Here is a 24801-nt window from a genome sequence, read left to right as displayed (position 1 = left end):
GGCCCAACAGTATCTACGGCCCGTACCATTGCGAGCTGAAGCTCTCAACGCTATCGCTCTCCCCATGACTGAAACTGCCGGTGTTAGTGGCTACCGGGGCTACAGGGCCCGTATATCGAGGGTTACGCCGCTACTGGCACACCGCTGTGGAAGCGGAACTCGGCCTCCGGTCTGAGGATCAGCGCCGCTTCCGCCTCACCAAGCTGACGCACCCGCTCGCTGATATCTTCCCCGGCGATCTTCTGCGCCAGATCCAGATAGTCCTGATAATGACGCGCCTCGGAGCGCAGCAGCGACAGATAAAACTTCTGCAGATCGTCATCCAGCCACGGCGCCAGCGCGGCAAAGCGTTCGCAGGAGCGGGCCTCGATATAGGCGCCGCAGATCAGCTTATCAATCAGCATCACCGGCTCGTGCGAGCGCACTTCGCGCCGCAAGCCACGGGCATAGTTGCTGGCGGTAATTTTGACGTAGGGAATATCGCGCGCCACCATCATCTCCCGCACCTGCCAGAAGTGATGTAGCTCCTCTTTAATCAGCAAAATCATGCTGTCCAGCAGCTGGCGTCCCCACGGGTCGTCGGTCTGCGGCATGGCGCTTTTGTTGATCCGCTTATGCAGGGCGACAAAATCCGGCTCCGGCCCCCAGCGGTAGGTGAAGTCTTCGTACGGCTTCAGGCAGGCCAGTAGCTCGTCGGCGTCGGCTTTATCCGCGACGTAGCGACGCACCAGCAGCATGGCGTTCTGCGCCGCTTTCAGCTCGCACACCATATGGTCGGTCAGCAGCAGCGGCAGGTTTTCCGGCTTGCGGGCTTCCTCAATCCACGCCTGCGGCGTTGGACAGTGCAGGAAGTTGATAATCGGGGAGAGAATCTGCGGGTAATCCATGGAGGTTCCTTGCTATACGGCGGCAGGCGCCGCCGTATCCATCTACGACATCTGCGACTTAGTGGCGAACACCATCGTCGTCTTCATCGACATACTCTTCGTCATCGTCGTCGCCGTCTTCACCGTTCGGGTCCTCATAGTAGGTACCCCAACCGTCGTACTCGACGTCATATTTTTCTGCCAGCGTCATCAGCTGTTCCACCTGGGCATCGATCAGGTCTGCGTTCAGCGCGCATTCGCTCAGAATATCGCAGCAGATGACCATGTCACCCTCTTCCACTTCCAGCTCTTCGGGCTCGGTCACTTCATAGCCCAGCTTGAACGCTTCCACCGCCACTTTCTCCAGGGTTTCGAAATCGTCTGCAGAGAGGTGATGCTCAATCGTGTACAGTGCGTCCGGATCGCTGCCATCTTCCAGCAGCTCTTCGATAATCAGACGCGTCTCTTCACGCTGTTCTTCCAGGTGTTCCGGGTTTGCCATGGCTCGTTCCTCATAATGTGCGGCAGTTATCCCTATTGTCACATACCGCCGTCATTGCCTCCACTTCTCAGTGAAAGATTTCTATCACAGACTTGCAAATGAATATTCATACATATAAATTGAATTTTAATTCAATTAGTGGCCTATGCCAGGTGAGGGAATCATGTCTGCGTTTTACCAGAAGCATTTTTTAAAGTTACTCGATTTTACCCCTGCAGAAATCACCGCCCTGCTCGAGCTGGCGGCAAAGCTGAAAGCCGATAAGAAAAACGGTATCGAAGTCCAGAAACTGGCAGGGAAAAACATCGCGCTCATCTTCGAAAAAGACTCAACCCGTACACGATGCTCTTTCGAAGTTGCCGCATACGACCAGGGCGCCCGCGTGACCTATCTGGGGCCAAGCGGCAGCCAGATTGGCCATAAAGAGTCGATCAAGGATACCGCCCGCGTGCTCGGGCGGATGTACGATGGCATTCAGTATCGCGGCCACGGCCAGGAGGTGGTGGAGACGCTGGCGCAATACGCCGGCGTGCCGGTGTGGAATGGTCTCACCAACGAGTTCCACCCGACCCAGCTGTTAGCGGATCTGCTGACCATGAAAGAGCACCTGCCGGGCAAAGCCTTTAACCAGATGACGCTGGTCTACGCCGGCGATGCGCGCAACAACATGGGCAATTCGATGCTGGAAGCCGCCGCGCTGACCGGTCTGGATCTGCGCCTGGTAGCGCCATCGGCCTGCTGGCCGGAGGCCGCGCTGGTTGAAACCTGCACCGCGCTGGCCAAACAGCAGGGCGGCAACATCACGCTAACGGAAGATATCGCCGCGGGGGTGAAAGGCGCCGATTTTATCTATACCGACGTCTGGGTATCGATGGGCGAGGCGAAGGAAAAATGGGCCGAACGTATCGCCCTGCTGCGCGACTATCAGGTTAACAGCGCGATGCTGGCGCTAACCGGCAATCCGCAGGTCAAGTTCCTCCACTGCCTGCCGGCATTCCACGACGACCAGACCACGCTGGGCAAACAGATGGCTGCCGATTACGGCCTGCACGGCGGCATGGAAGTGACTGACGAGGTGTTTGAGTCGGCGGCGAGCGTGGTGTTTGACCAGGCGGAAAACCGGATGCACACCATCAAAGCGGTGATGGTGGCGACGCTGAGCAAGTAGTCCTTTGCTTGTGGCCACATCCCGGATAGCACGGCGCTTATCCGGGATTCGGCTCACCATTTTACGCCATCAACATCTTCACTACCGCTTTGCGCACCTTCGCCGGGGCGCCAACGGCGCACAGCGGTTTATGCACTTCGCCGGGATAAAACACCACAAAATCCCCTTCGTTGAGGATCACCGTTTTCTCCTGCTGGCCTTCGGCAAGAAAAGCGATGTCTTTCTCTGCCAGCCAGTCGGTCTGCGGCTCTCCTGGCGGCAAGGTGCTGAAGGTCATCCCCTCAATGCCGCGGAGCACAATCTGGATATCGAGATAGCGGGCATGGTATTCCGCGCGACGCGCGGCCTGCGGCTCGGTGGTGTCTTCGGAAATCAGATAAAACAGCTTATCACCATCGATATCGTGTTTACCCAGCGGCGTCGTCTCGCTGACATGGGCGATAACGTGCTTAATCGCCTCGCGCAGCGCGGCAGGCAGCCACGGCTGCAGATGGTGGATATTGCCAATAATCATTACTCACCTCAAATATAAAACAGCATTTCATTTTATCGTGTTATACCCCCATCGCCGCTGCCATACCAGTACCGTTTCACGGTTCTTTGCGCTGGCGCACTTTTCTGCAGGCAAACGATTACCTGTTTGTGAATGAATCGCTTGATCGTCATAACGGTCTGCGTATAATGCCAGTCGTTTTGCCGGGAGGAAGCATGGCCAATTGCGTACGACATTCTGTCTTAGCGCGTCTGAACGCAGACGCTGGCCTGGCGTTTTTCTTTCCGTTGCTCATTGGATTCCCGAAGCCCCTTATTTAAGGGGCTTTTTTTTTGCCCAGGCGTCAGGAGATAAGCATGGCTAACCCGCTATATCAAAAACATATCATTTCCATAAACGATCTCAGCCGCGAAGACCTCGAACTGGTGCTGGCGACGGCGGCAAAGCTGAAAGCCAATCCGCAACCCGAGCTGCTGAAGCATAAGGTTATTGCCAGCTGTTTCTTTGAAGCCTCGACCCGCACCCGCCTCTCTTTTGAAACCTCGATGCACCGCCTGGGCGCCAGCGTGGTCGGCTTTTCCGACAGCGCCAACACCTCACTGGGCAAAAAAGGGGAAACCCTGGCGGATACTATCTCCGTCATCAGCACCTACGTTGACGCCATCGTGATGCGTCATCCGCAGGAGGGCGCCGCGCGTCTGGCGACCGAATTTTCCGGCGGCGTGCCGGTGCTGAACGCCGGCGACGGCGCCAACCAGCATCCGACCCAGACCCTGCTCGACCTGTTCACCATTCAGGAGACTCAGGGCCGCCTCGAGAACCTTAACGTGGCGATGGTCGGCGATCTGAAGTATGGCCGTACCGTGCACTCGCTGACCCAGGCGCTGGCGAAATTCAACGGCAACCGCTTCTACTTCATCGCCCCGGACGCGCTGGCCATGCCGCAGTACATCCTTGATATGCTCGATGAAAAAGGCATCGCCTGGAGCCTGCATAGCGCGATCGACGACGTGATGGCGGAAGTGGATATTCTGTACATGACCCGCGTGCAGAAAGAGCGTCTGGATCCGTCGGAATACGCCAACGTCAAAGCGCAGTTCGTCCTGCGCGCCGCCGACCTCGAAGGAGCACGCGCCAACATGAAGGTGCTGCACCCGCTGCCGCGCATTGACGAAATTACCACCGATGTCGATAAAACGCCGCACGCCTGGTACTTCCAGCAGGCCGGTAACGGCATCTTCGCCCGCCAGGCGTTACTGGCACTGGTACTGAATAGCGAGCTGGCACTGTAAGGGGGAAATGAGAGATGACACACGACAATAAACTGCAGGTAGAAGCGATCAAACGCGGCACCGTGATCGACCATATCCCGGCGCAGGTCGGCTTTAAGCTGTTAACCCTGTTCAAACTGACCGAAACCGACCAGCGCATCACCATCGGCCTGAACCTGCCTTCCGGCGAGATGGGCCGCAAAGATTTGATTAAAATCGAGAATACCTTCCTGACCGACGAGCAGGTTAACCAGCTGGCGCTGTACGCCCCGCAGGCGACGGTAAACCGCATTGATGATTACGAAGTGGTGGGCAAATCCCGCCCGAGCCTGCCGGATCGGATTAACAGCGTGCTGGTCTGCCCGAACAGCAACTGTATCAGCCATGCTGAACCCGTTTCTTCCAGTTTTGCAGTGAAAAAACGTGCCGATGATATCGCTCTCAAATGTAAATACTGTGAAAAAGAGTTTTCTCATTATGTGGTGCTGGCCAACTAAATGCGGTTGGTATTAATACTGGCCCTCCCTATAATGGCTACGACCTAATTACTGCAGTTCATCTGGAGATATTATGAGCAAAACTATTGCGACGGAAAATGCACCAGCCGCTATTGGCCCGTATGTACAAGGTGTTGATCTGGGTAGCATGATCATCACTTCCGGTCAGATCCCAGTCGACCCGAAAACCGGCAGCGTGCCGGAAGATGTCGCCGCGCAGGCGCGTCAGTCCCTGGACAACGTAAAAGCTATCGTTGAAGCCGCTGGCCTGAAAGTGGGCGATATCGTGAAAACCACCGTTTTCGTGAAAGATCTGAATGATTTCGCCACCGTGAATGCCGCGTATGAAGCGTTCTTCACCGAGCACAACGCTACCTTCCCGGCGCGTTCCTGCGTTGAAGTCGCACGTCTGCCGAAAGACGTGAAGATTGAGATCGAAGCTATCGCAATTCGTCGCTGATTGCTTCTCTGCCCTCACCCCGGGCGCTTATGGCCTCCGCGGGGTGAGGGAGATGCCCTATTTTATCTTCGTTGCCCGCAGCAGTTTTTCCAGCGGATAGACCGCCGCAATCACCAGTTCATCCTGGGTTTTCGCCGCCGTATCCAGTTGCGCCAGGATTGAGGCGTACTCTTTATCGTCCAGCGTCCCCTGGCGCGCCACCAGGTCGGTCAAGCGCAGTCCGAGGCTTGCCAGCTTATCAACCTGCTGCACCACCGGCTTGATTGCCGCCAGCTGATAGTTATTGTCGGTCAGCGCCAGCGCATCGCCGCTGTTGTTCTGCCAGCGGGTAAAGACGTGGCGTAGCCCGTCGGCGCTCTCGGCGTCTTCGGCATCGCTGATCAACCGCTCCGCCCACTGATTCAGGCTGCGCACGGTGTCGCTCTCCGCCGGCAGCGCATCGGCAAGCCGGTTAAGCGGTTCAAACTGATGATAATTGTTCGCCTGGAACTTGAGATGCTGGCGGGTATAGTAATGCGCCGGCTCCAGCGCCTCGGCGAGGATCTGCAACGCCAGCGTATGGCTGCTGTTCGCCAGCCGGGTAAACTGCTCCAGCTGCTGGGCATGTTGCTGCAGGCCAACGGAGACCGTTGACCAGCTGTCCATCGCCTGCAGGCGCTGATACATATTGTCGCTGTCTTTGACATCTTCAGCCGACCATAACCGCTCCGCCACCGCAAAAGCCCGCGGCCACAGCTTGATGTCGATCACCGGCGCGGCGACGTTTTCCGCCCATAGCGCCGCTTCGCCGCCGAGCAGATTCTTCTGCTGCTGCGCGTCGGGTAGCGTCGGCTGAATACCCTGCGGCACAGCGTCCAGCCGCTTGCCGTCAACCGGATAGCGAGTATTGCCCAGCAGGAAGTAGCCACTGAGCGTGTCGTTGTTGATGGTCAGCACCGGGCGGGTTTCGCCCATCCAGGTATCGACGCGGAACGTGACCTGATTATCGTCAAGCCATTCAATTTCCTGCACAGCACGGCGAGATTTCCCTTTGAAATCAATGAATCCACGCCAGCCGCTATCGTCTTTCACCAGCGTGAAGCTGCCCTCCACCGCACTGCCCTTCAGCCGCGGCATCGAAAACTGCCAGCTCTGGGCGCTGTCGCTATCGGTGATCGTATCCACGCCGTCGAGTCCCTGCGGGATAATTTCATTGCGATAGTGATAAGCGGTGTATTGCGGCTGGTCGAGATAAAAACCAGTCGAGAGAATGCCGCGATAGCCGTGTTTAGCGACGTCGCCTAAAGCATCCTGACCCTGCCAGGACTGGATCAGAATGCTCTTCGGCAAATCAGGGTGGTAGATCTCATCCCAGCCAACCATCTGCCGGTGATGCTTTTCGAGCAGAGTCTCCAGCCGCCGGTTAAAGTACGCCTGCAGCGCGTGGCTGTCCGCCAGCCCTTTCTCTTTGAGGAATTTCTGAATGGCCGGATTGGCCCGCCACTGGCTGTCATCGACTTCATCACCGCCGATATGCAGATACGGATCGGGGAAGATAGCCGCCAGTTCGCTGACCATCGCCTCGGCAAACGCGTAGGTGGCCTCTTTCGTTGGGTCGAGTACTGGTTTCAGCACGCCCCAGTAACGTTCCATCGTATAGGGCCCCGGCGCGCTCATCAGTTCCGGATAAGCCACGGCGATCGCCGAGGCGTGGCCCGGCATATCGATTTCCGGCACCACGCGAATGCCGCGTTCGGCGGCGTAGCGCACAATGTCTTTCATCTGCGCCTGGGTATAAAACAGGCCGTCGCTGGCCTGCTGCTGCAGCTTCGGATAGCGGCTGGAGGCAAAGCGCCAGCCCTGATCGTCGGTCAGATGCCAGTGCAGTACGTTAAGCTTCGCCGCCGCCATACCGTCAATCTGCCGTTTGATCGCCGACAGCGGCATAAAGTGGCGGGCGGAATCCAGCAGCAGCCCGCGCCACGGGAAGCGCGGCGCATCGTTAATGGCGACATAAGGAATGGTGGTGCCGTCAGGGCCGTTTTGTACCAGCTGCAGCAGCGTTTCCATGCCGCGCAGCGCGCCAAAACGCGTATTGGCTTTCAGGGTTGCGCCGTCTGCGTTAACGGTAAGCTGATAACTTTCATCGCTATCCGGCTGCGGCAGGAAAGGCACTTTTTTACTGACGATCACGTTAATGGTTGGGCTTTTTGCTGGCGCTGTCTGCGGCTGCAGCGTCCAGCCGGTTTGCCGCGCCAGGCGGTCGCGCCAGCGGTTTGCCGCCTCGCCAAGATCGTCGCCGCTGACGTTGAGCGTCAGCTGATTGTTCAGCGCCAGCGCCCCCTGCGCCTGCGGGCGCTCCACATGGGCGGGCCACGGCATCAACGGCAGATCGCCTGCCGGAGCGGCAAGCGCCATGCTGCTCAGAAATATTCCGCTGGTCAGCAGAGTGCAACGCACGGTGTTAATCATCAATGTTCCTTTTTATGACGGGCCAAAAAAAGCAAAACATTGGGTTAACATGTGCGCAAAATGGCGTCAATACGGGACGATGACGGGCGTCACAACTTGATGAGATTTAAGAGAAATACCGGTAAGCCCCCTTCCGAACGGAAGAGGGGCGACATCATTTACTGCCAGCCGTAGCGGCGGCTGTAGAAGCCCTTCACGGTCTGGGTCAGCACCATATAGCCCGCAAGGATCGCCACCAGCCACGGGAAGTAGCTCAGCGGCAGGGCCTGCAGCTGCAGATAGCCCGCCAGCGGCGAGAACGGCAGCGCAATACCCACCGCCATCACCACCAGGGTCATGGCGAACAGCGGCCAGGCGGCGCGGCTCTGAACGAACGGAATGCGGCGGGTGCGGATCATATGCACAATCAGCGTCTGCGAGAGCAGCCCTTCAATAAACCAGCCGGACTGGAACAGGGTCTGCATCTCCACGGTATTGGCGTGGAACACCCACCACATCAGGCCGAAGGTGAGGATATCGAAAATCGAGCTGATCGGTCCAAAGAAGACCATAAAGCGTCCAAGGTCAGCCGGGTTCCAGCGCTGCGGTTTACGGATCTGCTCATCATCGACGTTATCAAACGGGATCGCCACCTGGGAGACATCGTACAGCAGGTTCTGAATCAACAGGTGCAGCGGCAGCATCGGCAGGAACGGCAGGAAGGCGCTGGCCACCAGCACGCTGAAGACGTTGCCGAAGTTGGAGCTGGCGGTCATTTTGATGTACTTGAGCATGTTGGCGAAGGTGCGACGGCCCTCGATAACCCCCTCTTCCAGCACCATCAGGCTCTTTTCCAGCAGAATGATATCCGCCGCCTCGCGGGCAATATCCACCGCGCCGTCAACCGAGATACCGATGTCCGCCGCGCGTAACGCCGGGGCGTCGTTGATGCCGTCCCCCATAAAGCCCACCACGTGGCCTTCGCGTTTCAGCAGCGTCACGATGCGCTCTTTATGCAGCGGCGCCAGACGCGCGAACAGCGTGGTGCGTTTCGCCAGCGCCGCCAGCTCGTCGTCGCTCATGGCTTCAATCTGACTGCCAATCACCACCTCGCCCGCATCCAGCCCTACTTCATGGCACACCTTCGCCGCCACCAGCTCGCTGTCGCCGGTGAGAATTTTCACCGTAATACCGCTGGCCTTCAGCGCCTTCAGCGCCGGGGCGGTGGTCTCTTTCGGCGGATCGAGGAAGGCAATGTAGCCTTCGAGGATCAGGTCGGATTCATCCGCACGCTGATAGTCGCCTTCCCGCGCCGGCAGATATTTAGTGGCGACCGCTACCACCCGCAGTCCCTGACGGTTGAGGGTATCGGTGACCCGGCGGATGCGGCGCAGCATGGTGTCATCCAGCGGCACAATATCGCCGTTGTAGCGCACCTGGGTCGAGACGTTGAGGATCTCCTGCAGCGCCCCTTTGCAGATCAGCTGATGCGCGGCGTCCTCCTCCTTCACCACCACCGACATGCGGCGGCGTTCGAAATCGAAGGGGATCTCATCCACCTTCTGCCAGCGCTCCGCCAGGCCGCGGGCGGCTTCCAGCTCAACGCCGTCCAGCACCGCGGTATCGAGCAAATTTTTCAGCCCGGTCTGGTAGTGGCTGTTCAGCCAGGCAGCATGCAGCACCCGCTCGCTGACCTTGCCGGAGACGTCGGTGTGGTTCTCCAGCACAATCTTATCCTGGGTCAGAGTGCCGGTTTTATCGGTGCAGAGAATATCCATCGCGCCAAAGTTCTGAATGGCGTCGAGGTGCTTAACGATAACTTTCTGCTTCGACAGCTTCACTGCGCCACGCGCCAGCGTCGAAGTGACAATCATCGGCAGCATCTCCGGCGTCAGGCCAACCGCGACCGACAGCGCAAACAGCGCCGCCTCCCACCAGTCGCCTTTGGTGTAGCCATTAATCAGCAGCACCACCGGGGCCATCACCAGCATAAAGCGGATCAGCAGCATACTGACGCGGCTGATGCCTTTCTGGAAAGCATTCGGCTCGCTCTCCTGCTCGCTGACGCGACCGGCCAGCTGACCAAACCAGGTACGGCCGCCGGTGGCGAAGACGATCGCCTGCGCCGATCCGCTCACCACGTTGGTGCCCATAAAGCACAGGGTGTCGCACTCCAGCGGGTTCTGCTGCAGCGGATCGCGGCTGCGGGCCACTTTCTCCACCGGCAGCGATTCGCCGGTCAGCGAGGCCTGGGCGACGAACAGATCCCGCGCCTGCATGATGCGCAGGTCGGCCGGGATCATGTCTCCCGCCGACAGCCGGATGATGTCGCCCGGCACCAGCTGGTCGATAGGCAGTTCCAGCCAGCGGCTCTCCCCCTGCTCGTTCACCACCCGCAGCACGGTGGCGGTGTTGCTGACCATCGCCTTCAGCGCATCCGCCGCTTTGGTCGAACGCGCCTCCTGGATAAAGTTGAGCAACGTCGAGATCCCCACCATCAGGGCAATCACCCCGGCGGCGAACAGATCTTCAGTCGAATAGGAGACGATGCCAAGCACCGTCAGCAGCAGGTTGAACGGGTTACGGTAGCAGGTCCACAGATGTACCCACCACGGGGAGGGCTTCTGCGCCGGGATCTGGTTGTCACCATGTTTGAGGATTTTCGCCGCCACTTCGCCTTCATTGAGCCCTTCAGGGTGGCTATCGAAGGCGCGCCAGATCTCCTGTTCGTCCATCGCCGCCACGTCCAGGCACTGCTGGCCCAGCGATTCAGGAATGGGGCCACTCGCCAGATGGCGGGCGTCCGGCAGCGGATCGCGCTGGACTAAACGGCGTGGCAGATGGCGGCTAAGCTGCGCGAACAGCTGCCGGGTATAATTTTTCAGCATAAACAGTCCCTCCGCGCTCGCCGAAGCGAACGCAGCGTGGCCAACAGGCGTGAAAAAGCCTACCTGTCAGGCATGTTATTTTTATGGCAGGGACATCAAGGACGTCACTGCTTTACGCTTTCCGGTAAAGCAGTGTTAAACAGGCTTACCGGAAAGAAAGGTTGCTCCATCGAGGATGAGGAGTGGGATCGGGGTCCATAAATATCTCCGGTAAGTGAATATAAACGGCGCGAATTATAGCGCCTTCGCTGAGGATTGTGTGGCAATAATGGCGATGATAAACCCGCGCAACTAAACCGAACGTAAACCAGACTTTGCTCATTGCGGTTTGGTTGAGTAGCATTAGGCTCACTTCTACGAACCCTGACGAGAATTCCGCATGCAGAACCGGCTGACCATCAAAGATATCGCGCGCTTAAGCGGCGTAGGGAAATCGACGGTATCCCGCGTCCTCAACAACGAGAGCGGGGTCAGTGAACGGACCCGCGAGCGTGTCGAAGCGGTAATGCAGCAGCACGGTTTTTCCCCATCCCGTTCGGCCCGCGCCATGCGCGGCCAGAGCGATAAAGTGGTGGCGATTATCGTCACCCGTCTGGATTCACTGTCGGAAAATCTTGCCGTGCAGACCATGCTGCCCGCCTTTTATGAACAGGGTTACGATCCGATTATGATGGAGAGCCAGTTCTCCCCGGCGCTGGTGGAAGAGCATCTCGGTATGCTCGCCCGCCGCAATATTGACGGCGTGGTGCTGTTCGGTTTTACCGGCATCGACGAAGCGATGCTCGCCCCCTGGCGCGACACCCTGGTGCTGATGGCCCGCGATGCCCCCGGCTTCGCCTCGGTGTGCTATGACGACGAGGGGGCCATCACGCTGCTGATGCAGCGGCTCTACGATCGCGGGCATCGCCATATTAGTTTTCTTGGCGTACCGCACAGCGACGTCACCACCGGTGAACGCCGCCATCTCGCCTACCTCGCCTTCTGTAAAAAGCATCGCCTGACCCCCACCGCCGCCCTGCCGGGACTGGGCATGAAGCAGGGATATGACACCGTCGCCAGCGTGCTGACGGCAGAGACCAGCGCCCTGGTCTGCGCGACGGATACCCTCGCCCTCGGCGCCAGCAAGTATCTCCAGCAGCAGGGCCACGATGCGCTGCAGCTCGCCAGCGTCGGCAGCACGCCGCTGATGAAGTTTCTCCACCCGGAAATCTTGACCGTCGATCCGGGCTATGCCGAGTCCGGACGCCGGGCCGCCCGGCAGCTGATCGAGCAGATCGCCGGCAGCGTCGATCCCCGCCAGATCGTGATTCCCGCCGCCCTCAATTAATCTCATTTGGGCGATTTATGTGATCGTCGCCGGGTTTCGGGAACGTTCCCATTTTGCAAATCAAGCGGAACGGTTAGGATGCCCCCAAGGTAAAAACGGCATCTCTCCCCTCTGTTTTTGAGGCTTCATCATGAGCAAAGTAAACCAGCAGGACATCGATAAACTGATCGAACTGGTGGGCGGGCGCGGCAACATTGCCACCGTCAGCCACTGTATTACCCGTTTGCGCTTTGTGCTGAACGACCCGGCCATCGCCAGACCAAAAGAGATTGAGCAGCTGCGCATGGTGAAGGGATGCTTCACTAACGCCGGCCAGTTCCAGGTGGTCATCGGCACCGACGTCGGCGATTACTACAAGGCCCTGCTGGCGACCACCGGCCAGACCTCCGCCGATAAAGAGCAGGTCAAGCAGGCCGCGCGGCAAAATATGAAGTGGCATGAACAGCTGATCTCGCACTTCGCCGAGATCTTCTTCCCGCTGCTGCCGGCGCTGATCAGCGGCGGTTTGATCCTCGGTTTTCGCAACGTCATCGGCGATTTACCCATGAGCAACGGCCAGACGCTGGCCCAGATGCATCCGTCGCTGAAAACCATCTATGACTTTCTGTGGCTGATTGGCGAGGCGATCTTCTTCTATCTGCCGGTGGGGATCTGCTGGTCGGCGGTGAAGAAGATGGGCGGCACGCCGATCCTCGGGATCGTCCTTGGCGTCACCCTGGTTTCCCCGCAGCTGATGAACGCCTATCTCCTCGGCCAGCAGGTGCCGGAGGTGTGGAACTTCGGCCTGTTTACCATTGCCAAAGTCGGCTATCAGGCGCAGGTGATCCCGGCGCTGCTGGCGGGCCTGACCTTAGGCTTTATCGAGACGCGCCTGAAACGCATCGTGCCTGACTACCTCTACCTGGTGATTGTCCCGGTCTGCTCGCTGATCCTCGCGGTGTTCCTCGCGCACGCCATTATCGGCCCGTTTGGCCGCCTGATCGGCGACGGCGTGGCCTTCGCGGTGCGCCATCTGTTAACCGGCAGCTTCGCGCCAATCGGCGCCGCACTGTTCGGTTTCCTCTATGCGCCGCTGGTGATTACCGGTGTTCACCAGACCACTCTCGCCATTGATATGCAGATGATCCAGAGCATGGGCGGTACGCCAGTATGGCCGCTGATCGCGCTGTCGAACATTGCCCAGGCGTCGGCGGTGGTCGGCATCATCATCGCCAGCCGCAAGCAGAATGAACGTGAAATCTCGGTGCCGGCGGCAATCTCGGCTTACCTCGGGGTCACCGAGCCGGCGATGTACGGCATCAACCTGAAATACCGCTTCCCGATGCTGTGCGCGATGATTGGCTCCGGCCTCGCCGGTCTGCTGTGCGGCCTGAACGGTGTGCTGGCGAACGGCATCGGCGTCGGCGGCCTGCCGGGGATCCTCTCCATCCAGCCAACCTACTGGCAGGTGTACGCCATGGCGATGGCCATCGCGGTGGTAGTGCCGATTATCCTCACCACCGTGGTGTATCAGCGCAAGTACCGTCAGGGCACCTTGCAGATTGTCTAACTTCTTCTTTCGGGGCGCGTTTGGCGCCCCTCGTTGCAGCAGGAAAGCACTATGAATCATCTCCCCCACTGGTGGCAAAACGGCGTTATTTATCAAATCTATCCGAAGAGTTTTCAGGATACCACCGGCAGCGGTACCGGCGATCTGCGCGGTGTCACCTCCCGTCTCGACTATCTGCAAAAGCTTGGGGTCGACGCCATCTGGCTGACGCCGTTCTACGTCTCACCGCAGGTGGATAACGGCTACGATGTGGCGAACTACACCGCCATCGATCCCTCCTACGGCACAATGGCCGACTTTGACGCGCTGGTGGCGGAAGCGAAGGCCCGCGGCATCCGCATCGTGCTGGATATGGTGCTGAACCACACCTCGACCGAACACGCATGGTTCCGTCAGTCGCTGAATAAAGAGAGCCCCTATCGCCAGTTCTACATCTGGCGCGACGGCGAACCGGATGCCCTGCCGAATAACTGGCGCTCCAAGTTTGGCGGCAACGCCTGGCAGTGGCACGCCGACAGCGGGCAGTATTATCTGCACCTGTTCGCCATTGAACAGGCGGATCTCAACTGGGAGAACCCGGCGGTACGCGCCGAGCTGAAAAAGGTCTGCGAATTCTGGGCCGACCGCGGCGTCGATGGCCTGCGCCTCGACGTGGTCAACCTGATCTCAAAAGACCAGACCTTTCCCTGCGATCTGGACGGGGATGGCCGCCGCTTCTATACCGACGGCCCGCGGGTGCATGAGTTCCTGCAGGAGATGAGCCGCGATGTCTTCACCCCGCGTAACCTGATGACCGTCGGCGAGATGTCCTCCACCTCGCTGGAGCACTGCCAGCAGTACGCCGCGCTGGACGGCCGCGAGCTGTCGATGACCTTTAACTTCCACCATTTAAAGGTCGATTACCCCGGCGGCGAGAAGTGGACCCTCGCCCGTCCGGACTATGTGGCGCTGAAGGCGCTGTTCCGCCACTGGCAGCAGGGGATGCACAACCGGGCGTGGAATGCGCTGTTCTGGTGTAACCACGACCAGCCGCGCATCGTCTCGCGCTTCGGCGATGAGGGCGAGTACCGGGTGCCGGCGGCAAAGATGCTGGCGATGGTACTGCACGGCATGCAGGGCACGCCCTATATCTACCAGGGCGAAGAGATCGGCATGACCAATCCGCACTTCAGCAGCATTAACGATTACCGTGACGTCGAAAGTCACAATATGTTTATCGAGCGTGCGGCGCAGGGGCAAAGCCCGGACGAGCTGCTGGCGATCCTCGCCAGCAAGTCTCGCGACAACAGCCGCACGCCGATGCCATGGCACGCCGGCAAGAACGGCGGCTTCAGTGACGGTGAGCCGTGGATCGGCCTTGGCGATAACTACCAGGAGATCAACGTCGAGGCGGCGCTGGCGGACCCCGATTCGGTATTTTACGCCTATCAGCAGCTGATTACGCTGCGTAAAACCCTGCCGCTACTGACCTGGGGTGATTACCAGGATCTGCTGCCAGAGCATCCGTCGCTGTGGTGCTATCGCCGTCAGTGGCAGGGGCAAACGCTGGTGGTCGCCGCTAACCTGAGCCGCGATCTGCAGACCTGGCAGCCAGAGGAAGCCCAGGGCGACTGGAAGATGATCATCAGCAACTATGCCGAAACCACGCCCCGCCCGACCGGTCTGACGCTGCGGCCGTTCGAAGCCGTATGGTGGCTGCAGGCGTAAGGTAGTTCTTGCCCGACAGAAACCGGAGCGTAATGCCTGGCATCGGAGGTGGATGCCAGGCATTTTTGCTTATTTTCCAGCCAGATAAATTTACATTTATCGCCAGCGCCCATCATCCGTACTCTCACCTTTTTACCTTGTTCTGGGTCAATAAAATCGCAAACATCTTTGATGCAAATCACTACATATAGAACTTAAAATGCGTCCCGGCCCTACATGTTGTATTAATCGTCTATTATGTCACCATATCTTGTCGATGTCTGGCGGTGATGAGATGTGGATAAAATGGGCCGGATCTGAAGGCAAACAGCACGAACCGTAGCGTGCAGCGTCTTCGGGATAACTTCCGCCTCTGTGGATAACCTGTTCTATATATGGAGTGATCATGACACCGCATGTGATGAAACGTGATGGCTGTAAAGTGCCGTTCAAGTCAGAGCGCATTCAGGAAGCAATTCTGCGTGCAGCTAAAGCAGCGGGAGTCGATGACGCAGACTATTGCGCCACCGTCGCAGAAGTCGTTAGCCAACAAATGCAGAGCCGCGCGCAGGTCGACATCAACGAGATCCAGACCGCGGTGGAAAACCAGCTGATGTCCGGCCCCTATAAGCAGCTGGCGCGCGCCTACATTGAGTATCGCCATGACCGCGATAGCCAGCGCGAAAAGCGCGGCCGTCTCAATCAGGAGATCCGCGGCCTCGTCGAGCAGACCAACTCCGCGCTGCTCAACGAAAATGCCAACAAGGACAGTAAAGTCATTCCGACCCAGCGCGACCTGCTGGCCGGTATCGTCGCCAAACACTACGCCCGGCAGCACCTGCTGCCCCACGATGTGGTGATGGCCCATGAACGCGGCATGATCCACTATCATGACCTCGATTACTCGCCCTTCTTCCCGATGTTCAACTGCATGCTGATCGACCTGAAAGGCATGCTGACCCAGGGTTTTAAAATGGGCAACGCGGAAATCGAGCCGCCGAAGTCTATCTCGACTGCCACCGCGGTGACGGCGCAGATTATCGCCCAGGTCGCCAGCCATATTTACGGTGGCACCACCATCAACCGTATCGATGAAGTGCTGGCGCCGTTCGTCACCGAAAGCTTCAAAAAGCATCGTAAAATTGCCGAAGAGTGGCAGATCCCGGATGCCGAAGGCTATGCCCGTACGCGAACCGAAAAAGAGTGCTACGACGCCTTCCAGTCGCTGGAGTATGAAGTCAACACGCTACATACCGCCAACGGTCAGACGCCGTTTGTCACCTTTGGTTTCGGTCTCGGCACCAGCTGGGAATCCCGGCTGATTCAGCAGTCGATTCTGCGCAACCGCATTGCTGGCCTCGGGAAAAACCGCAAAACCGCGGTGTTCCCGAAACTGGTCTTCGCGATCCGCGACGGCCTGAACCATAAGTTCGGCGACCCGAACTACGACATTAAACAGCTGGCGCTGGAGTGCGCCAGCAAGCGCATGTACCCGGATATCCTCAACTACGATCAGGTGGTGAAAGTCACCGGATCGTTTAAAACACCGATGGGCTGCCGCAGCTTCCTCGGGGTATGGGAGAACGAGAACGGCGAGCAGGTACATGATGGGCGTAATAACCTCGGCGTTATCAGCCTGAACCTGCCGCGCATTGCGCTGGAAGCGAAAGGCGATGAAACCGCCTTCTGGACGCTGCTGGATGAGCGTCTGCAGCTGGCGCGCAAGGCGCTGATGACCCGCATCGCCCGCCTGGAAGGGGTGAAAGCCCGTGTGGCGCCGATTCTGTATATGGAAGGTGCCTGCGGCGTGCGGCTGAAAGCCGACGACGATGTCTCCGAGATCTTCAAAAACGGCCGCGCGTCGATTTCGCTGGGCTATATCGGCATCCATGAGACCATCAATGCGCTGTACGGCAACCAGCATATGTACGACAGCGAGGCGCTGCGTGAGAAGGGCGTGGCCATCGTTCAGCGCCTGCGCGACGCCGTCGATTTGTGGAAGGAAGAGACCGGCTACGGCTTTAGTCTGTACAGCACACCGAGCGAAAACCTGTGCGACCGTTTCTGCCGTCTCGACACCGCCGAGTTTGGCGTGGTGGAGGGAGTGACTGACAAAGGTTACTACACCAACAGCTTCCACCTCGACGTGGAGAAGAAGGTCAATCCGTACGACAAGATCGATTTCGAAGCGCCGTACCCACCGCTGGCCAACGGCGGCTTCATTTGCTACGGCGAATATCCGAACATCCAGCACAACCTGAAGGCGCTGGAAGACGTGTGGGATTACAGCTATCAGCACGTGCCGTACTACGGGACCAATACGCCGATCGATGAATGCTACGAGTGCGGTTTTACCGGCGAGTTCGAGTGCACCAGTAAGGGCTTTACCTGCCCGAAATGCGGTAACCACGATGCCTCACGCGTATCGGTGACCCGCCGGGTGTGCGGTTATCTCGGCAGCCCGGACGCGCGTCCATTCAACGCCGGTAAGCAGGAAGAAGTGAAGCGCCGCGTTAAGCATCTGAGCAATGGGCAGATCGGTTAAAGACCAATGCGCTTTTCCCGGATAGCGGCGCGCAGCGCCTTATCCGGGCTACTGTTTTGCACCGTCCGGTAGCCCGGGTAAGGCGGAACGCCGCGACCCGGGAAATGGCCGCATTCCTCCGTTTTCGCAAAGCAATTAGCGTCAGAGCAAGGCGGCAAACGAGGGAATCCCCGGGAGCGTACATTCAGTACGTGACTGGGGTGAGCGAGCGCAGCCAACGCGGCTATGGCGTTAATTGAGAAGCGAAAAATGAATTACCATCAGTACTACCCGGTAGATATCGTCAACGGCCCCGGCACCCGCTGCACCCTGTTTGTCTCCGGCTGCGTCCACGAGTGCCCTGGCTGCTACAACAAAAGCACCTGGCGGGTGAACTCCGGCATGCCGTTTACCGCTGAGATGGCCGACCGCATCATTGCCGACCTCAACGATACGCGTATCAAGCGCCAGGGGCTTTCGCTCTCCGGCGGCGATCCGCTGCATCCGCAGAACGTCGCGGAGATTCTCAAACTGGTTCAGCGCGTGCGCGCCGAATGCCCCGACAAAGATATCTGGGTCTGGACCGGCTATAAACTGGATGAGCTGAATGAGGCGCAGATGCAGGTGGTGAACCTGATCAACGTGCTGGTCGACGGTAAGTTTGTGCAGGATTTAAAAGACCCGGCGCTTATCTGGCGCGGCAGCAGCAACCAGGTGGTACATCATTTGCGTTAATCCCCTCCGTCAGCCTCTCAAAACCGGCTGACGCATTCCATGGCCACCGTTTTAAACTCATCGAAGCTGCGGGTCGCGGCGAGGCGGCTCATGGCGCGCTCGCGCAGGAACGTCACGAAAATATCGTAGATCGCCATCGCCTCTTCATACTCGCGCTTACTGATAGCGAGCAGGAAGATAATATGGGCGGTTTCGTCGCCCCAGGCGATGCCCTGAGGGGCGATAACCGTATACACCACCGTCTTTTTGGCCAGCAGTCCCAGGGAGTGCGGCAGCGCAATGCCATCGCCGAGCATGGTACTGACGATCGCCTCACGCTCCACCACCGACGCATGAAACTCGGCGTCAACAAACCCCTCCAGCAGCAGCTGCTGACACAGCTCGGCGAACAGCGTTTGCTGATCTATCGGCTTATCGATCACCCGGAAGTGGGCGGCATCGAAGTACTTATTCAACATCCACGGACGGGTGCGATCCACCAGCACCAGCTTGCCTATCTGATCCAACTGGTAATCGGTGGGGAACGGCGCGATGGTCACCACCGGTTTGTCTTTTTCGCCGATCCGCACCGTTGAGATAACAAAATCCTCATCGATCGCTTCTCGCTGTTCGTACTCGCGCTGGGAAATAGTAGCGGCGATCTCCAGCTGCGGGTATTTACGCTGCAGGATCGCCTCGATCATCCGTACCATCGCATTGCTGGTATCGCAGACCAGTAGCACCTGCGGCTGGCGCTGGTAGCCAATGTTGTAGTGACGCTCCAGCCCGACGCCAATATGCAGCACCAGAAAGCCGATTTCGTTTTCGCTGATGGTATAAGGCGTGTATTTGCCCCAGCTCGATACCGCAGCAAGTGTCATATCCCATGCCATCGGATAGTGCTGTTTGATGTTATCGAGCAGCGGATTGGGGATCATTATCTGATAGCGCACGCGGGTGATCATGGTCTTTATGTGGGTCAGCAGATCGGCGTGCAGCTGGGCGTCTTCCAGCAGGTTGTAGTTATACTGGCTGTTGATGTAACGCAGAATGTAATTGACCAGCGCTTCGTCATCGTCGGCGCTGATGGTTTCCGGATCGACATCCTGTACCTGGCGGGCGGCGAGATGCACGCACAGCCACTCTTCTTCGGCGGGCGAAAAGGGTTTTCCGGCCAGCCGCTGTAGTTCTCCCGCCAAATCGCGCGCGGCGTCGCGGACGTTTTGCGCCACATCTTCAGCGCTAAAATCGGCCAGCGGATAGCCTTCGCTAACGCGACGTACCACCACTGCGCCGTACAGGCAGATAAAGCGCTCGCCGACATCGGTGAGGCGAATATGGTGCCGGGTGAGCGTCTCCTGCAGCACCGGTTCCAGCTGTGCAGGGACATCCGCTTCCAGCGCCTCGGCGCTAATCAACGGATGAATACCGCCCTGCTGGTTCAGCTCCCACAGCAGATCGGTCAGGCAGGCGCGAATAGATACCTCGCTGCCGAACAGCTTCATGCCGTGGCGCGGGCGGGTTTCGAGGGTCAGCTGATAGCGCTGGAAGCGCTCACGCACTTCGACCATATCATTTTGCAGCGTGGCGCGGCTGACGAACCACTCATCGGCCAGATCTTCCAGCTTGAGCGAGAACGCCGACGTCAGGAACCGCACCAGCAGAAACGTGATGCGATCCTGGGCGGTACGCGGCACGTGCTGCGCCTTCGGCGCACTCTCCTCCAGCGCCTGGAAGCTCGCCGGGTTGTCTATCTTCAGCTGATAACCACTGCCGCGGTTGAGGATAAACTGCGCGCCATACTGCGCCAGTAGCGCATTCAGCGCGGTAATATCGGCGCGCACGGTACGGGTAGAAACCGACAGGCGCTGCGCCAGCTCATCCTGCGGCAGCGTTTCATTTCGCAGCAGGGTGAAGAGTTGCGCTAAGCGCTGGTTGGGAAATCGCATGTCGGTTCCTTGTGGTTACGGCTCAGGGTTGGGCGGATATCACCATCTGCGATGGGCTACCGACCGGCGTGTAGTCTGAGGCAAAGGTTAATTTGCCATCCTTCGGCGCCACGCTGAAGCGGGTAATATTATCGCTACGCTGGTTCATGACGTACAGCCACTGCCCCTGATTATCCAGCGTCAGGGTGCGGGGGTAATCGCCACGCGTCCAGATATCTTCCTGATGGCTCAGGCTGCCGTCAGCCTGCACCGTAAAGTGGGCGATGCTGTTATGCAGACGGTTGGCGACGTACAGCTGTTTGCCATCGTTGCTCAGCGCCAGACCGGCGGCAAAGCTGGTGCCCTTATACTCTTTCGGCAGCGCGGAGACGGTTTTGCCTTCGCGCAGAAGGCCGCTTTGTTTATCCAGATGATAGAAGGTTAGCGTCGACGCTTCTTCATTGATTAACCACAGGCCGTCGCCCTTTGGCGTAAAGACGAAGTGGCGCGGACCGGCTCCCGGCGACGAAGCGGCGATAAACGGCGGATCGTTCGGCGTCAGCTTGCCGCTGGCGCTATCCAGACGGTACTGGTAGATCCGATCCAGCCCCAGATCGGTGGAGTAAACATATTTCCCGCTGGGATCGGCGGCGATCATATGGGCGTGCGGGCCATTGTGATCGCTAATGGCAAAGCTGCCCTCAACGGCCGCCGCCGGGCGTTCGGCGCCGGCCGGACCTTCATCCTGATGCACATCCACCGCCTCGCCCAGGCTACCATCTTCTTTCAGCGGAAGCACGGCGATACTGCCGCTGACATAGTTGGCCACCAGCAGCTGTTTGCCGTTTGGCGTCAGCGAAAGGTAGACCGGTCCGGCGCCGCCGGAAGCCACCTGGTTGAGCGCGGTCAGCTCGCCATTTTTCTCAATGCGCCATGCCTGCACCACGCCTTTCTCCACCTCGCTGGCGGCATACAGCGTTTTGCCATCGCGCGAGACGGTGAGCTGCGCGACGTTCGGCAACGCGCTCACCAGCGCCCTGTCATGCAGCGCGCCAGTTTTACCATCGACGGTAAAGCGGTACAGACCTTCGCCATTGGGATTGTAGGTACCTACCCAGGCGTAGTGGGTTTGCGCGGCGCTCGCGGCGACGGCAAACAGGGACAGTGAAGCGACAAGCAGATGACGAGCGACAGGCATAGCAACTCCTTGATGGTTCGGTGGGATAAGTTTCCCCTCACCCCGGCCCTCTCCCAAAGGGAGAGGGAGAAAACCGGACGGTCCCCTCTCCCTGAGGGAGAAAACCAGATGGTTCCCTCGCCCTGAGGGAGAAAACCAGACGGTCCCCTCGCCCTGAGGGAGAAAACCGGACGGTTCCCTCTCCCTGAGGGAGAAGACCAGACGGTTCCCTCGCCCTGAGGGAGAAAACCAGATGGTCCCCTCTCCCCTTGGGAGAGGGTTGGGGTGAGGGACAATGGCACTACTTCACTAGCTGTTTAGTCATCTCCAGCAACTGGCGAACATCGGCCGGGCGGGTGTTGCCGCTGGCTTTATCGATAATCGAGCTGTAGATATGCGGAATGATTTTGCTCACGCCGGCATCCAGCGCGATTTTCAGGATCTCGCTGTAATTTTCCAGATCGATACCACCGGTCGGCTCCAGCCAGAAATCATGCTCAGCGCAGGCTTTGGCGACGGCTTCGAACTCGGCGCGGTGCTTCAGGCCGCCCATCGGGAAGTATTTGATCGAGCTGCCGCCCATATCTTTTAACAGCGCGATGGCGGTTTCCAGCGGCACAATGCCATCCGCTGCGCCACTGCTCAGCGGCCCGGTGGAGATCTTCACCATTCCCGGCGTACCGGTCGGCGAGACCAGACCATTCACTACGGTCTCGTTCTGCCCGAGCAGCGCGCGGCTGGTGGCCACGCCGGTGAAGACCTGGTTGACGTGCTGCGGCTGCACCTGGCGAGAAATCTCGCTCACCATCGCCGACTGGTTTGGATCGCCTGCGCCCAGCCCGACGGAGAGCGCGTTATCGATCAGCTTCGCGTAGTCACGCATATCGGCCACCGCGCTGGCGACGTCCGGATAGTTTTTGGAGAGCACGCCGACCAGGACGTGACCTTCCGCCGCGTCGTAAATTTCACGGGCGTTGTCTTTGCTGCCCGCCAGGACATTCAGGCACACGCGGTCACGGTAAAAGTTTGGGGTCAGTTTCATGCTTGTTTCTCCTTATTCAGCACTTCCGCGATGCGGCGGGCGACCACCGCCAGCTGCTGCGCGTTCACGCTGCGGACATCGGCTTCGATAATGCCTTTATTCGCTTTATAGCCGCGGAAGTAGATGGCGTATTCGCCCTGCTTCAGCGCGTTAACCAGATCGCCGGTCTTCACGCCGGTAGTCGCTTCATCAAATTTAATTTCGGCACGGGCGATATCGCGACCCGCGCTATCCCACACTACCCGCGCGGTCACGCCGTTGAGGGTGTTGAGCTGTTCGATAAACGGCGTCATTTTGGCCACCATCTGCTCGCCGCTCTCTTTGGTCGCCGTCAGGTAGTGTTCAATGGCGCAGGTCAGGCCGAGGATGCCCTCTTTACCCACTTTCATCGCCCGGCCAATCCCCATCGACTGGCGCTTAACCCACTCGACGTACTGCGTTTTGCCGATGACCAGCCCGCTGGTCGGCCCTTCAATGGCTTTCGCGCCGCTGTAGATCACCAGGTCGGCGCCCATGCGGTAGTAGCACTGCAAATCTTCTTCCGCCGCCGCATCGACGATCAGCGGCAAGTTATGCTGGCGCGCCACTTCCGCGGCCTGCGCGACGTTGAGCATGCTTTTCTGCACGCAGTGGTGGGATTTGATGTACAGGATCGCCGCGGTGCGCGGGGTGATCGCCGCCGCCAGCTGTTGGGCAGAGCATTCGTTGGCGTAGCCCGCTTCCACCAGCTTACCGCCGCCCAGCGCTACCATGGTGCCGACCGGCGCGCCGAAGTTGACGTTGTGGCCCTTCGGCAACACGATTTCATTATTCTCAATCGGGGTAACGTGCAGGTTCTCCAGCAGCCAGTCGCTGTCTTTCACCAGCACCGCCGCTACCGACTGCGCAATCCCTGCCGATGCGCAGGAGACAACGGTCGCCCCTTCCACGTCCAGCAGTTTGGCGATGTACTCACCGGTTTTGTTCACCAGGTCTTTCATTTCAAAGTACTGGTTCATACCGGCTATCGCGGCTTCCACCACTTCCGGGCGCGGCGTGGAGACGCCCAGCGCCGTCATGCGGCCCGAAGTATTAATCACCTGTTTTAAATGGTATTTCTCAAAAATCGAAGGCATGTTCCGCACTCCCTTGTTCGGTCAGATAGCCTTTGCCCGCGCGGATCGCGGCCAGCGGCACCAGAATGTTGTCAGCCTGCAGGCTCTCTTTTTCGGCATCCACCAGCAACGTGGGCTGATGCTGCAGGCTAAATAGAGTTAAATCGGCATCGAATCCCGCTTCCAGGCGCCCTTTACGCGCCAGGCGCAACCCCTCGGCGGCGCTGACGGTCACGCAGTCAATCACCTGCGGCAGGGTCATGCCGATAGCGAGGAATTTCGACATCACCAGCGCCAGCGAGCGCACCGGGCCGTCGATCCGGTTACGGCAGTAAATATCGGAGCTAATGGTGTGCGGCAGAATGCCCAGCGCAATCGCCCGCCGCGCCACCTCAAAGCTGAAGCTGGCGGTACCGTGGCCGACATCGAGGCGCACGCCGCGCTGCAGCGCGCGAGTAATGGAGCTGCGCAGCTCGCCGGCAGGATTAAGAATGCGGTTCGGCTTGCCGTTATAGCAGTGGGTAATGATGTCGCCGTTGCTCAGCAGATCGGCGATTTCATCGAGATTCGGCGGGTTATTGCCGATGTGCACCATCAGCGGCAGATCGCCGTTTTCCTGCTGAATGGCCTTGGCGCGCGCCAGCGGCGTAATGCCGTTTTCGCCGACAACGCTGCTGCTCATCCGCGCCTTCAGACCGACGATAAAGTCAGGATGGCGCTGCACCGCCTGCTTCACCGCGGCGGCGTCGATATTGGCCATATTCGCCAGTTCGTTCTGCGCTATCAGCCCGACGCGGGAGATGTTGAGCAACGCATAAACTTCCGTCGCCGCTTTACGGGTCAGTTGATAGAAGTCATCGACGTCGTCGGCGCCGGTGCTGCCGGCATCGATCACGGTGGTGACGCCGGTGGCGATACCGACGCTGTCCGGCTCATCGTGATAAATCGGCGAATTGGGGTAGCAGTGAACGTGGGAGTCAATCCAGCCAGCGCTGACGTAAACCTTGCCGTTCAGCTCGAGGGTTTTGCGGGAGGGCGCGCTAATCTCGCCCAGCGCCGCGATTTTCCCGTCCTGGATGGCGATATCAGTCAGGGTATCGTCGACGAGGCGCGCACGGCGCAGGAGTAAATCAAACATAGCTATCTCCTGATGAAAGAGTGAATCTGTTGCCGGATGGCGGCGTA

General features: G+C 58.9%; 23 protein-coding genes. 12 read left to right on the top strand and 11 right to left on the bottom strand.

Annotated features, from left to right (window positions below; genetic code table 11):
• Window positions 1–122: 122 nt before the first annotated feature.
• Together miaE and rraB are read right to left on the bottom strand one after the other, a co-directional pair.
• Window positions 123–887: a tRNA isopentenyl-2-thiomethyl-A-37 hydroxylase MiaE gene (miaE, locus tag ACKLKD_RS22075; protein WP_025712287.1), complete on the bottom strand. Its 765-nt coding sequence runs from the start codon at window positions 885–887 to the stop codon at window positions 123–125.
• Window positions 888–945: 58 nt separating this feature from the next.
• Window positions 946–1368: a ribonuclease E inhibitor RraB gene (rraB, locus tag ACKLKD_RS22070; protein WP_002886947.1), complete on the bottom strand. Its 423-nt coding sequence runs from the start codon at window positions 1366–1368 to the stop codon at window positions 946–948.
• A gap of 98 nt (window positions 1369–1466) precedes the next feature.
• On the opposite strand from rraB, the gene argL reads away from it, so the two are divergent.
• Together argL and argF are read left to right on the top strand one after the other, a co-directional pair.
• Window positions 1467–1562, top strand: a complete 96-nt coding sequence (gene argL, locus ACKLKD_RS22065; protein WP_373896991.1) for a putative translational regulatory protein ArgL — start codon at window positions 1467–1469, stop codon at window positions 1560–1562.
• Window positions 1532–2536: an ornithine carbamoyltransferase gene (gene argF / locus ACKLKD_RS22060; protein WP_004178387.1), complete on the top strand. Its 1005-nt coding sequence runs from the start codon at window positions 1532–1534 to the stop codon at window positions 2534–2536. The genes argL and argF overlap by 31 nt, the downstream gene beginning before the upstream one ends.
• A gap of 61 nt (window positions 2537–2597) precedes the next feature.
• Here argF and ACKLKD_RS22055 read toward each other — a convergent pair whose 3' ends face one another.
• On the bottom strand, window positions 2598–3050 hold the full coding sequence (locus tag ACKLKD_RS22055) for a YhcH/YjgK/YiaL family protein (RefSeq protein WP_025712288.1): 453 nt from the start codon (window positions 3048–3050) through the stop codon (window positions 2598–2600).
• A gap of 194 nt (window positions 3051–3244) precedes the next feature.
• Here ACKLKD_RS22055 and ACKLKD_RS22050 point away from each other — a divergent pair, with 194 nt between their 5' ends.
• From ACKLKD_RS22050 to ridA, 5 genes are all read left to right on the top strand, one after another.
• The gene (locus tag ACKLKD_RS22050) at window positions 3245–3349 is read left to right on the top strand and encodes a pyrBI operon leader peptide (protein ID WP_012969080.1); all 105 of its coding nucleotides are present in this window, start codon (window positions 3245–3247) and stop codon (window positions 3347–3349) included.
• A complete protein-coding gene (locus ACKLKD_RS22045) occupies window positions 3324–3383 on the top strand; it encodes a pyrBI operon leader peptide (RefSeq protein WP_227650304.1) in 60 nt (19 codons plus the stop codon). Before ACKLKD_RS22050 ends, ACKLKD_RS22045 begins: the two co-directional genes overlap by 26 nt.
• A 2-nt stretch (window positions 3384–3385) precedes the next feature.
• A complete protein-coding gene (pyrB, locus tag ACKLKD_RS22040; protein WP_002886928.1) occupies window positions 3386–4321 on the top strand; it encodes an aspartate carbamoyltransferase in 936 nt (311 codons plus the stop codon).
• 14 nt (window positions 4322–4335) lie between these two features.
• The gene (gene pyrI, locus ACKLKD_RS22035) at window positions 4336–4797 is read left to right on the top strand and encodes an aspartate carbamoyltransferase regulatory subunit (protein WP_025712290.1); all 462 of its coding nucleotides are present in this window, start codon (window positions 4336–4338) and stop codon (window positions 4795–4797) included.
• A gap of 73 nt (window positions 4798–4870) precedes the next feature.
• Window positions 4871–5257 (top strand): 2-iminobutanoate/2-iminopropanoate deaminase, encoded by a 387-nt coding sequence (gene ridA, locus ACKLKD_RS22030; protein WP_025712291.1) that lies wholly within the window; start codon window positions 4871–4873, stop codon window positions 5255–5257.
• Window positions 5258–5314: 57 nt separating this feature from the next.
• Here ridA and ACKLKD_RS22025 read toward each other — a convergent pair whose 3' ends face one another.
• The 3 genes from ACKLKD_RS22025 to mgtL form a co-directional block, all read right to left on the bottom strand.
• The gene (locus tag ACKLKD_RS22025; RefSeq protein ID WP_087805872.1) at window positions 5315–7708 is read right to left on the bottom strand and encodes a beta-N-acetylhexosaminidase; all 2394 of its coding nucleotides are present in this window, start codon (window positions 7706–7708) and stop codon (window positions 5315–5317) included.
• A 158-nt stretch (window positions 7709–7866) separates the two neighbouring features.
• Window positions 7867–10575: a magnesium-translocating P-type ATPase gene (mgtA, locus tag ACKLKD_RS22020; protein ID WP_087805874.1), complete on the bottom strand. Its 2709-nt coding sequence runs from the start codon at window positions 10573–10575 to the stop codon at window positions 7867–7869.
• A 145-nt stretch (window positions 10576–10720) separates the two neighbouring features.
• Window positions 10721–10774: a mgtA regulatory leader peptide MgtL gene (gene mgtL / locus ACKLKD_RS22015; protein WP_219340445.1), complete on the bottom strand. Its 54-nt coding sequence runs from the start codon at window positions 10772–10774 to the stop codon at window positions 10721–10723.
• Between the two features lie 180 nt (window positions 10775–10954).
• On the opposite strand from mgtL, the gene treR reads away from it, so the two are divergent.
• The 5 genes from treR (at window position 10955) to nrdG (ending at window position 18396) form a co-directional block, all read left to right on the top strand.
• A complete protein-coding gene (gene treR / locus ACKLKD_RS22010; protein ID WP_080897680.1) occupies window positions 10955–11902 on the top strand; it encodes a trehalose operon repressor TreR in 948 nt (315 codons plus the stop codon).
• Window positions 11903–12032: 130 nt separating this feature from the next.
• Window positions 12033–13451: a PTS trehalose transporter subunit IIBC gene (gene treB / locus ACKLKD_RS22005; RefSeq protein WP_025712295.1), complete on the top strand. Its 1419-nt coding sequence runs from the start codon at window positions 12033–12035 to the stop codon at window positions 13449–13451.
• A gap of 51 nt (window positions 13452–13502) precedes the next feature.
• On the top strand, window positions 13503–15158 hold the full coding sequence (gene treC, locus ACKLKD_RS22000; protein ID WP_080897682.1) for an alpha,alpha-phosphotrehalase: 1656 nt from the start codon (window positions 13503–13505) through the stop codon (window positions 15156–15158).
• A gap of 385 nt (window positions 15159–15543) precedes the next feature.
• Window positions 15544–17682 carry an anaerobic ribonucleoside-triphosphate reductase gene (nrdD, locus tag ACKLKD_RS21995; protein ID WP_025712298.1) on the top strand — a complete coding sequence of 713 codons (2139 nt, stop codon included), beginning with the start codon at window positions 15544–15546 and terminating at the stop codon, window positions 17680–17682.
• 249 nt (window positions 17683–17931) lie between these two features.
• Window positions 17932–18396: an anaerobic ribonucleoside-triphosphate reductase-activating protein gene (gene nrdG / locus ACKLKD_RS21990; protein WP_080924701.1), complete on the top strand. Its 465-nt coding sequence runs from the start codon at window positions 17932–17934 to the stop codon at window positions 18394–18396.
• Window positions 18397–18413: 17 nt separating this feature from the next.
• On the opposite strand, the gene ACKLKD_RS21985 is transcribed toward nrdG, so the two are convergent.
• The 5 genes from ACKLKD_RS21985 to ACKLKD_RS21965 form a co-directional block, all read right to left on the bottom strand.
• Complete coding sequence (locus tag ACKLKD_RS21985) at window positions 18414–20324, bottom strand: BglG family transcription antiterminator (RefSeq protein WP_080924700.1); 1911 nt, start codon at window positions 20322–20324, stop codon at window positions 18414–18416.
• Window positions 20325–20346: 22 nt separating this feature from the next.
• Complete coding sequence (locus tag ACKLKD_RS21980; protein WP_080924699.1) at window positions 20347–21501, bottom strand: lactonase family protein; 1155 nt, start codon at window positions 21499–21501, stop codon at window positions 20347–20349.
• Window positions 21502–21781: 280 nt separating this feature from the next.
• On the bottom strand, window positions 21782–22522 hold the full coding sequence (gene dagF, locus ACKLKD_RS21975; protein ID WP_025712303.1) for a 2-dehydro-3-deoxy-phosphogluconate aldolase: 741 nt from the start codon (window positions 22520–22522) through the stop codon (window positions 21782–21784).
• Window positions 22519–23637 (bottom strand): DgaE family pyridoxal phosphate-dependent ammonia lyase, encoded by a 1119-nt coding sequence (locus ACKLKD_RS21970; RefSeq protein WP_087805876.1) that lies wholly within the window; start codon window positions 23635–23637, stop codon window positions 22519–22521. The genes dagF and ACKLKD_RS21970 overlap by 4 nt, the downstream gene beginning before the upstream one ends.
• Window positions 23621–24754: an amidohydrolase/deacetylase family metallohydrolase gene (locus ACKLKD_RS21965; RefSeq protein WP_087805878.1), complete on the bottom strand. Its 1134-nt coding sequence runs from the start codon at window positions 24752–24754 to the stop codon at window positions 23621–23623. The genes ACKLKD_RS21970 and ACKLKD_RS21965 overlap by 17 nt, the downstream gene beginning before the upstream one ends.
• Window positions 24755–24801: the final 47 nt, after the last annotated feature.

This window comes from Klebsiella sp. 10982 (assembly GCF_048589245.1).
Taxonomy (GTDB): Bacteria; Pseudomonadota; Gammaproteobacteria; order Enterobacterales; family Enterobacteriaceae; genus Klebsiella; species Klebsiella quasivariicola.
Note: the sequence above shows the minus strand (reverse complement) of the source record. Positions and strands in the feature narration are given on the sequence as shown.

What these genes read in the sequence shown, in the direction of transcription:
- ACKLKD_RS22050 (WP_012969080.1), top strand. Translation starts at nt 3,245, where the DNA reads ATGGCCAATTGCGTACGACATTCTGTCTTAGCGCGTCTGAACGCAGAC.
- ACKLKD_RS22025 (WP_087805872.1), bottom strand. Translation starts at nt 7,708, where the DNA reads ATGATTAACACCGTGCGTTGCACTCTGCTGACCAGCGGAATATTTCTG.
- treB (WP_025712295.1), top strand. Translation starts at nt 12,033, where the DNA reads ATGAGCAAAGTAAACCAGCAGGACATCGATAAACTGATCGAACTGGTG.
- nrdG (WP_080924701.1), top strand. Translation starts at nt 17,932, where the DNA reads ATGAATTACCATCAGTACTACCCGGTAGATATCGTCAACGGCCCCGGC.
- nrdD (WP_025712298.1), top strand. Translation starts at nt 15,544, where the DNA reads ATGACACCGCATGTGATGAAACGTGATGGCTGTAAAGTGCCGTTCAAG.
- argF (WP_004178387.1), top strand. Translation starts at nt 1,532, where the DNA reads ATGTCTGCGTTTTACCAGAAGCATTTTTTAAAGTTACTCGATTTTACC.
- dagF (WP_025712303.1), bottom strand. Translation starts at nt 22,522, where the DNA reads ATGAAACTGACCCCAAACTTTTACCGTGACCGCGTGTGCCTGAATGTC.
- ACKLKD_RS21985 (WP_080924700.1), bottom strand. Translation starts at nt 20,324, where the DNA reads ATGCGATTTCCCAACCAGCGCTTAGCGCAACTCTTCACCCTGCTGCGA.
- ACKLKD_RS21980 (WP_080924699.1), bottom strand. Translation starts at nt 21,501, where the DNA reads ATGCCTGTCGCTCGTCATCTGCTTGTCGCTTCACTGTCCCTGTTTGCC.
- treR (WP_080897680.1), top strand. Translation starts at nt 10,955, where the DNA reads ATGCAGAACCGGCTGACCATCAAAGATATCGCGCGCTTAAGCGGCGTA.
- ACKLKD_RS22055 (WP_025712288.1), bottom strand. Translation starts at nt 3,050, where the DNA reads ATGATTATTGGCAATATCCACCATCTGCAGCCGTGGCTGCCTGCCGCG.
- treC (WP_080897682.1), top strand. Translation starts at nt 13,503, where the DNA reads ATGAATCATCTCCCCCACTGGTGGCAAAACGGCGTTATTTATCAAATC.
- rraB (WP_002886947.1), bottom strand. Translation starts at nt 1,368, where the DNA reads ATGGCAAACCCGGAACACCTGGAAGAACAGCGTGAAGAGACGCGTCTG.
- mgtA (WP_087805874.1), bottom strand. Translation starts at nt 10,575, where the DNA reads ATGCTGAAAAATTATACCCGGCAGCTGTTCGCGCAGCTTAGCCGCCAT.
- pyrI (WP_025712290.1), top strand. Translation starts at nt 4,336, where the DNA reads ATGACACACGACAATAAACTGCAGGTAGAAGCGATCAAACGCGGCACC.
- miaE (WP_025712287.1), bottom strand. Translation starts at nt 887, where the DNA reads ATGGATTACCCGCAGATTCTCTCCCCGATTATCAACTTCCTGCACTGT.
- argL (WP_373896991.1), top strand. Translation starts at nt 1,467, where the DNA reads ATGAATATTCATACATATAAATTGAATTTTAATTCAATTAGTGGCCTA.
- ACKLKD_RS21970 (WP_087805876.1), bottom strand. Translation starts at nt 23,637, where the DNA reads ATGCCTTCGATTTTTGAGAAATACCATTTAAAACAGGTGATTAATACT.
- pyrB (WP_002886928.1), top strand. Translation starts at nt 3,386, where the DNA reads ATGGCTAACCCGCTATATCAAAAACATATCATTTCCATAAACGATCTC.
- ACKLKD_RS21965 (WP_087805878.1), bottom strand. Translation starts at nt 24,754, where the DNA reads ATGTTTGATTTACTCCTGCGCCGTGCGCGCCTCGTCGACGATACCCTG.
- ridA (WP_025712291.1), top strand. Translation starts at nt 4,871, where the DNA reads ATGAGCAAAACTATTGCGACGGAAAATGCACCAGCCGCTATTGGCCCG.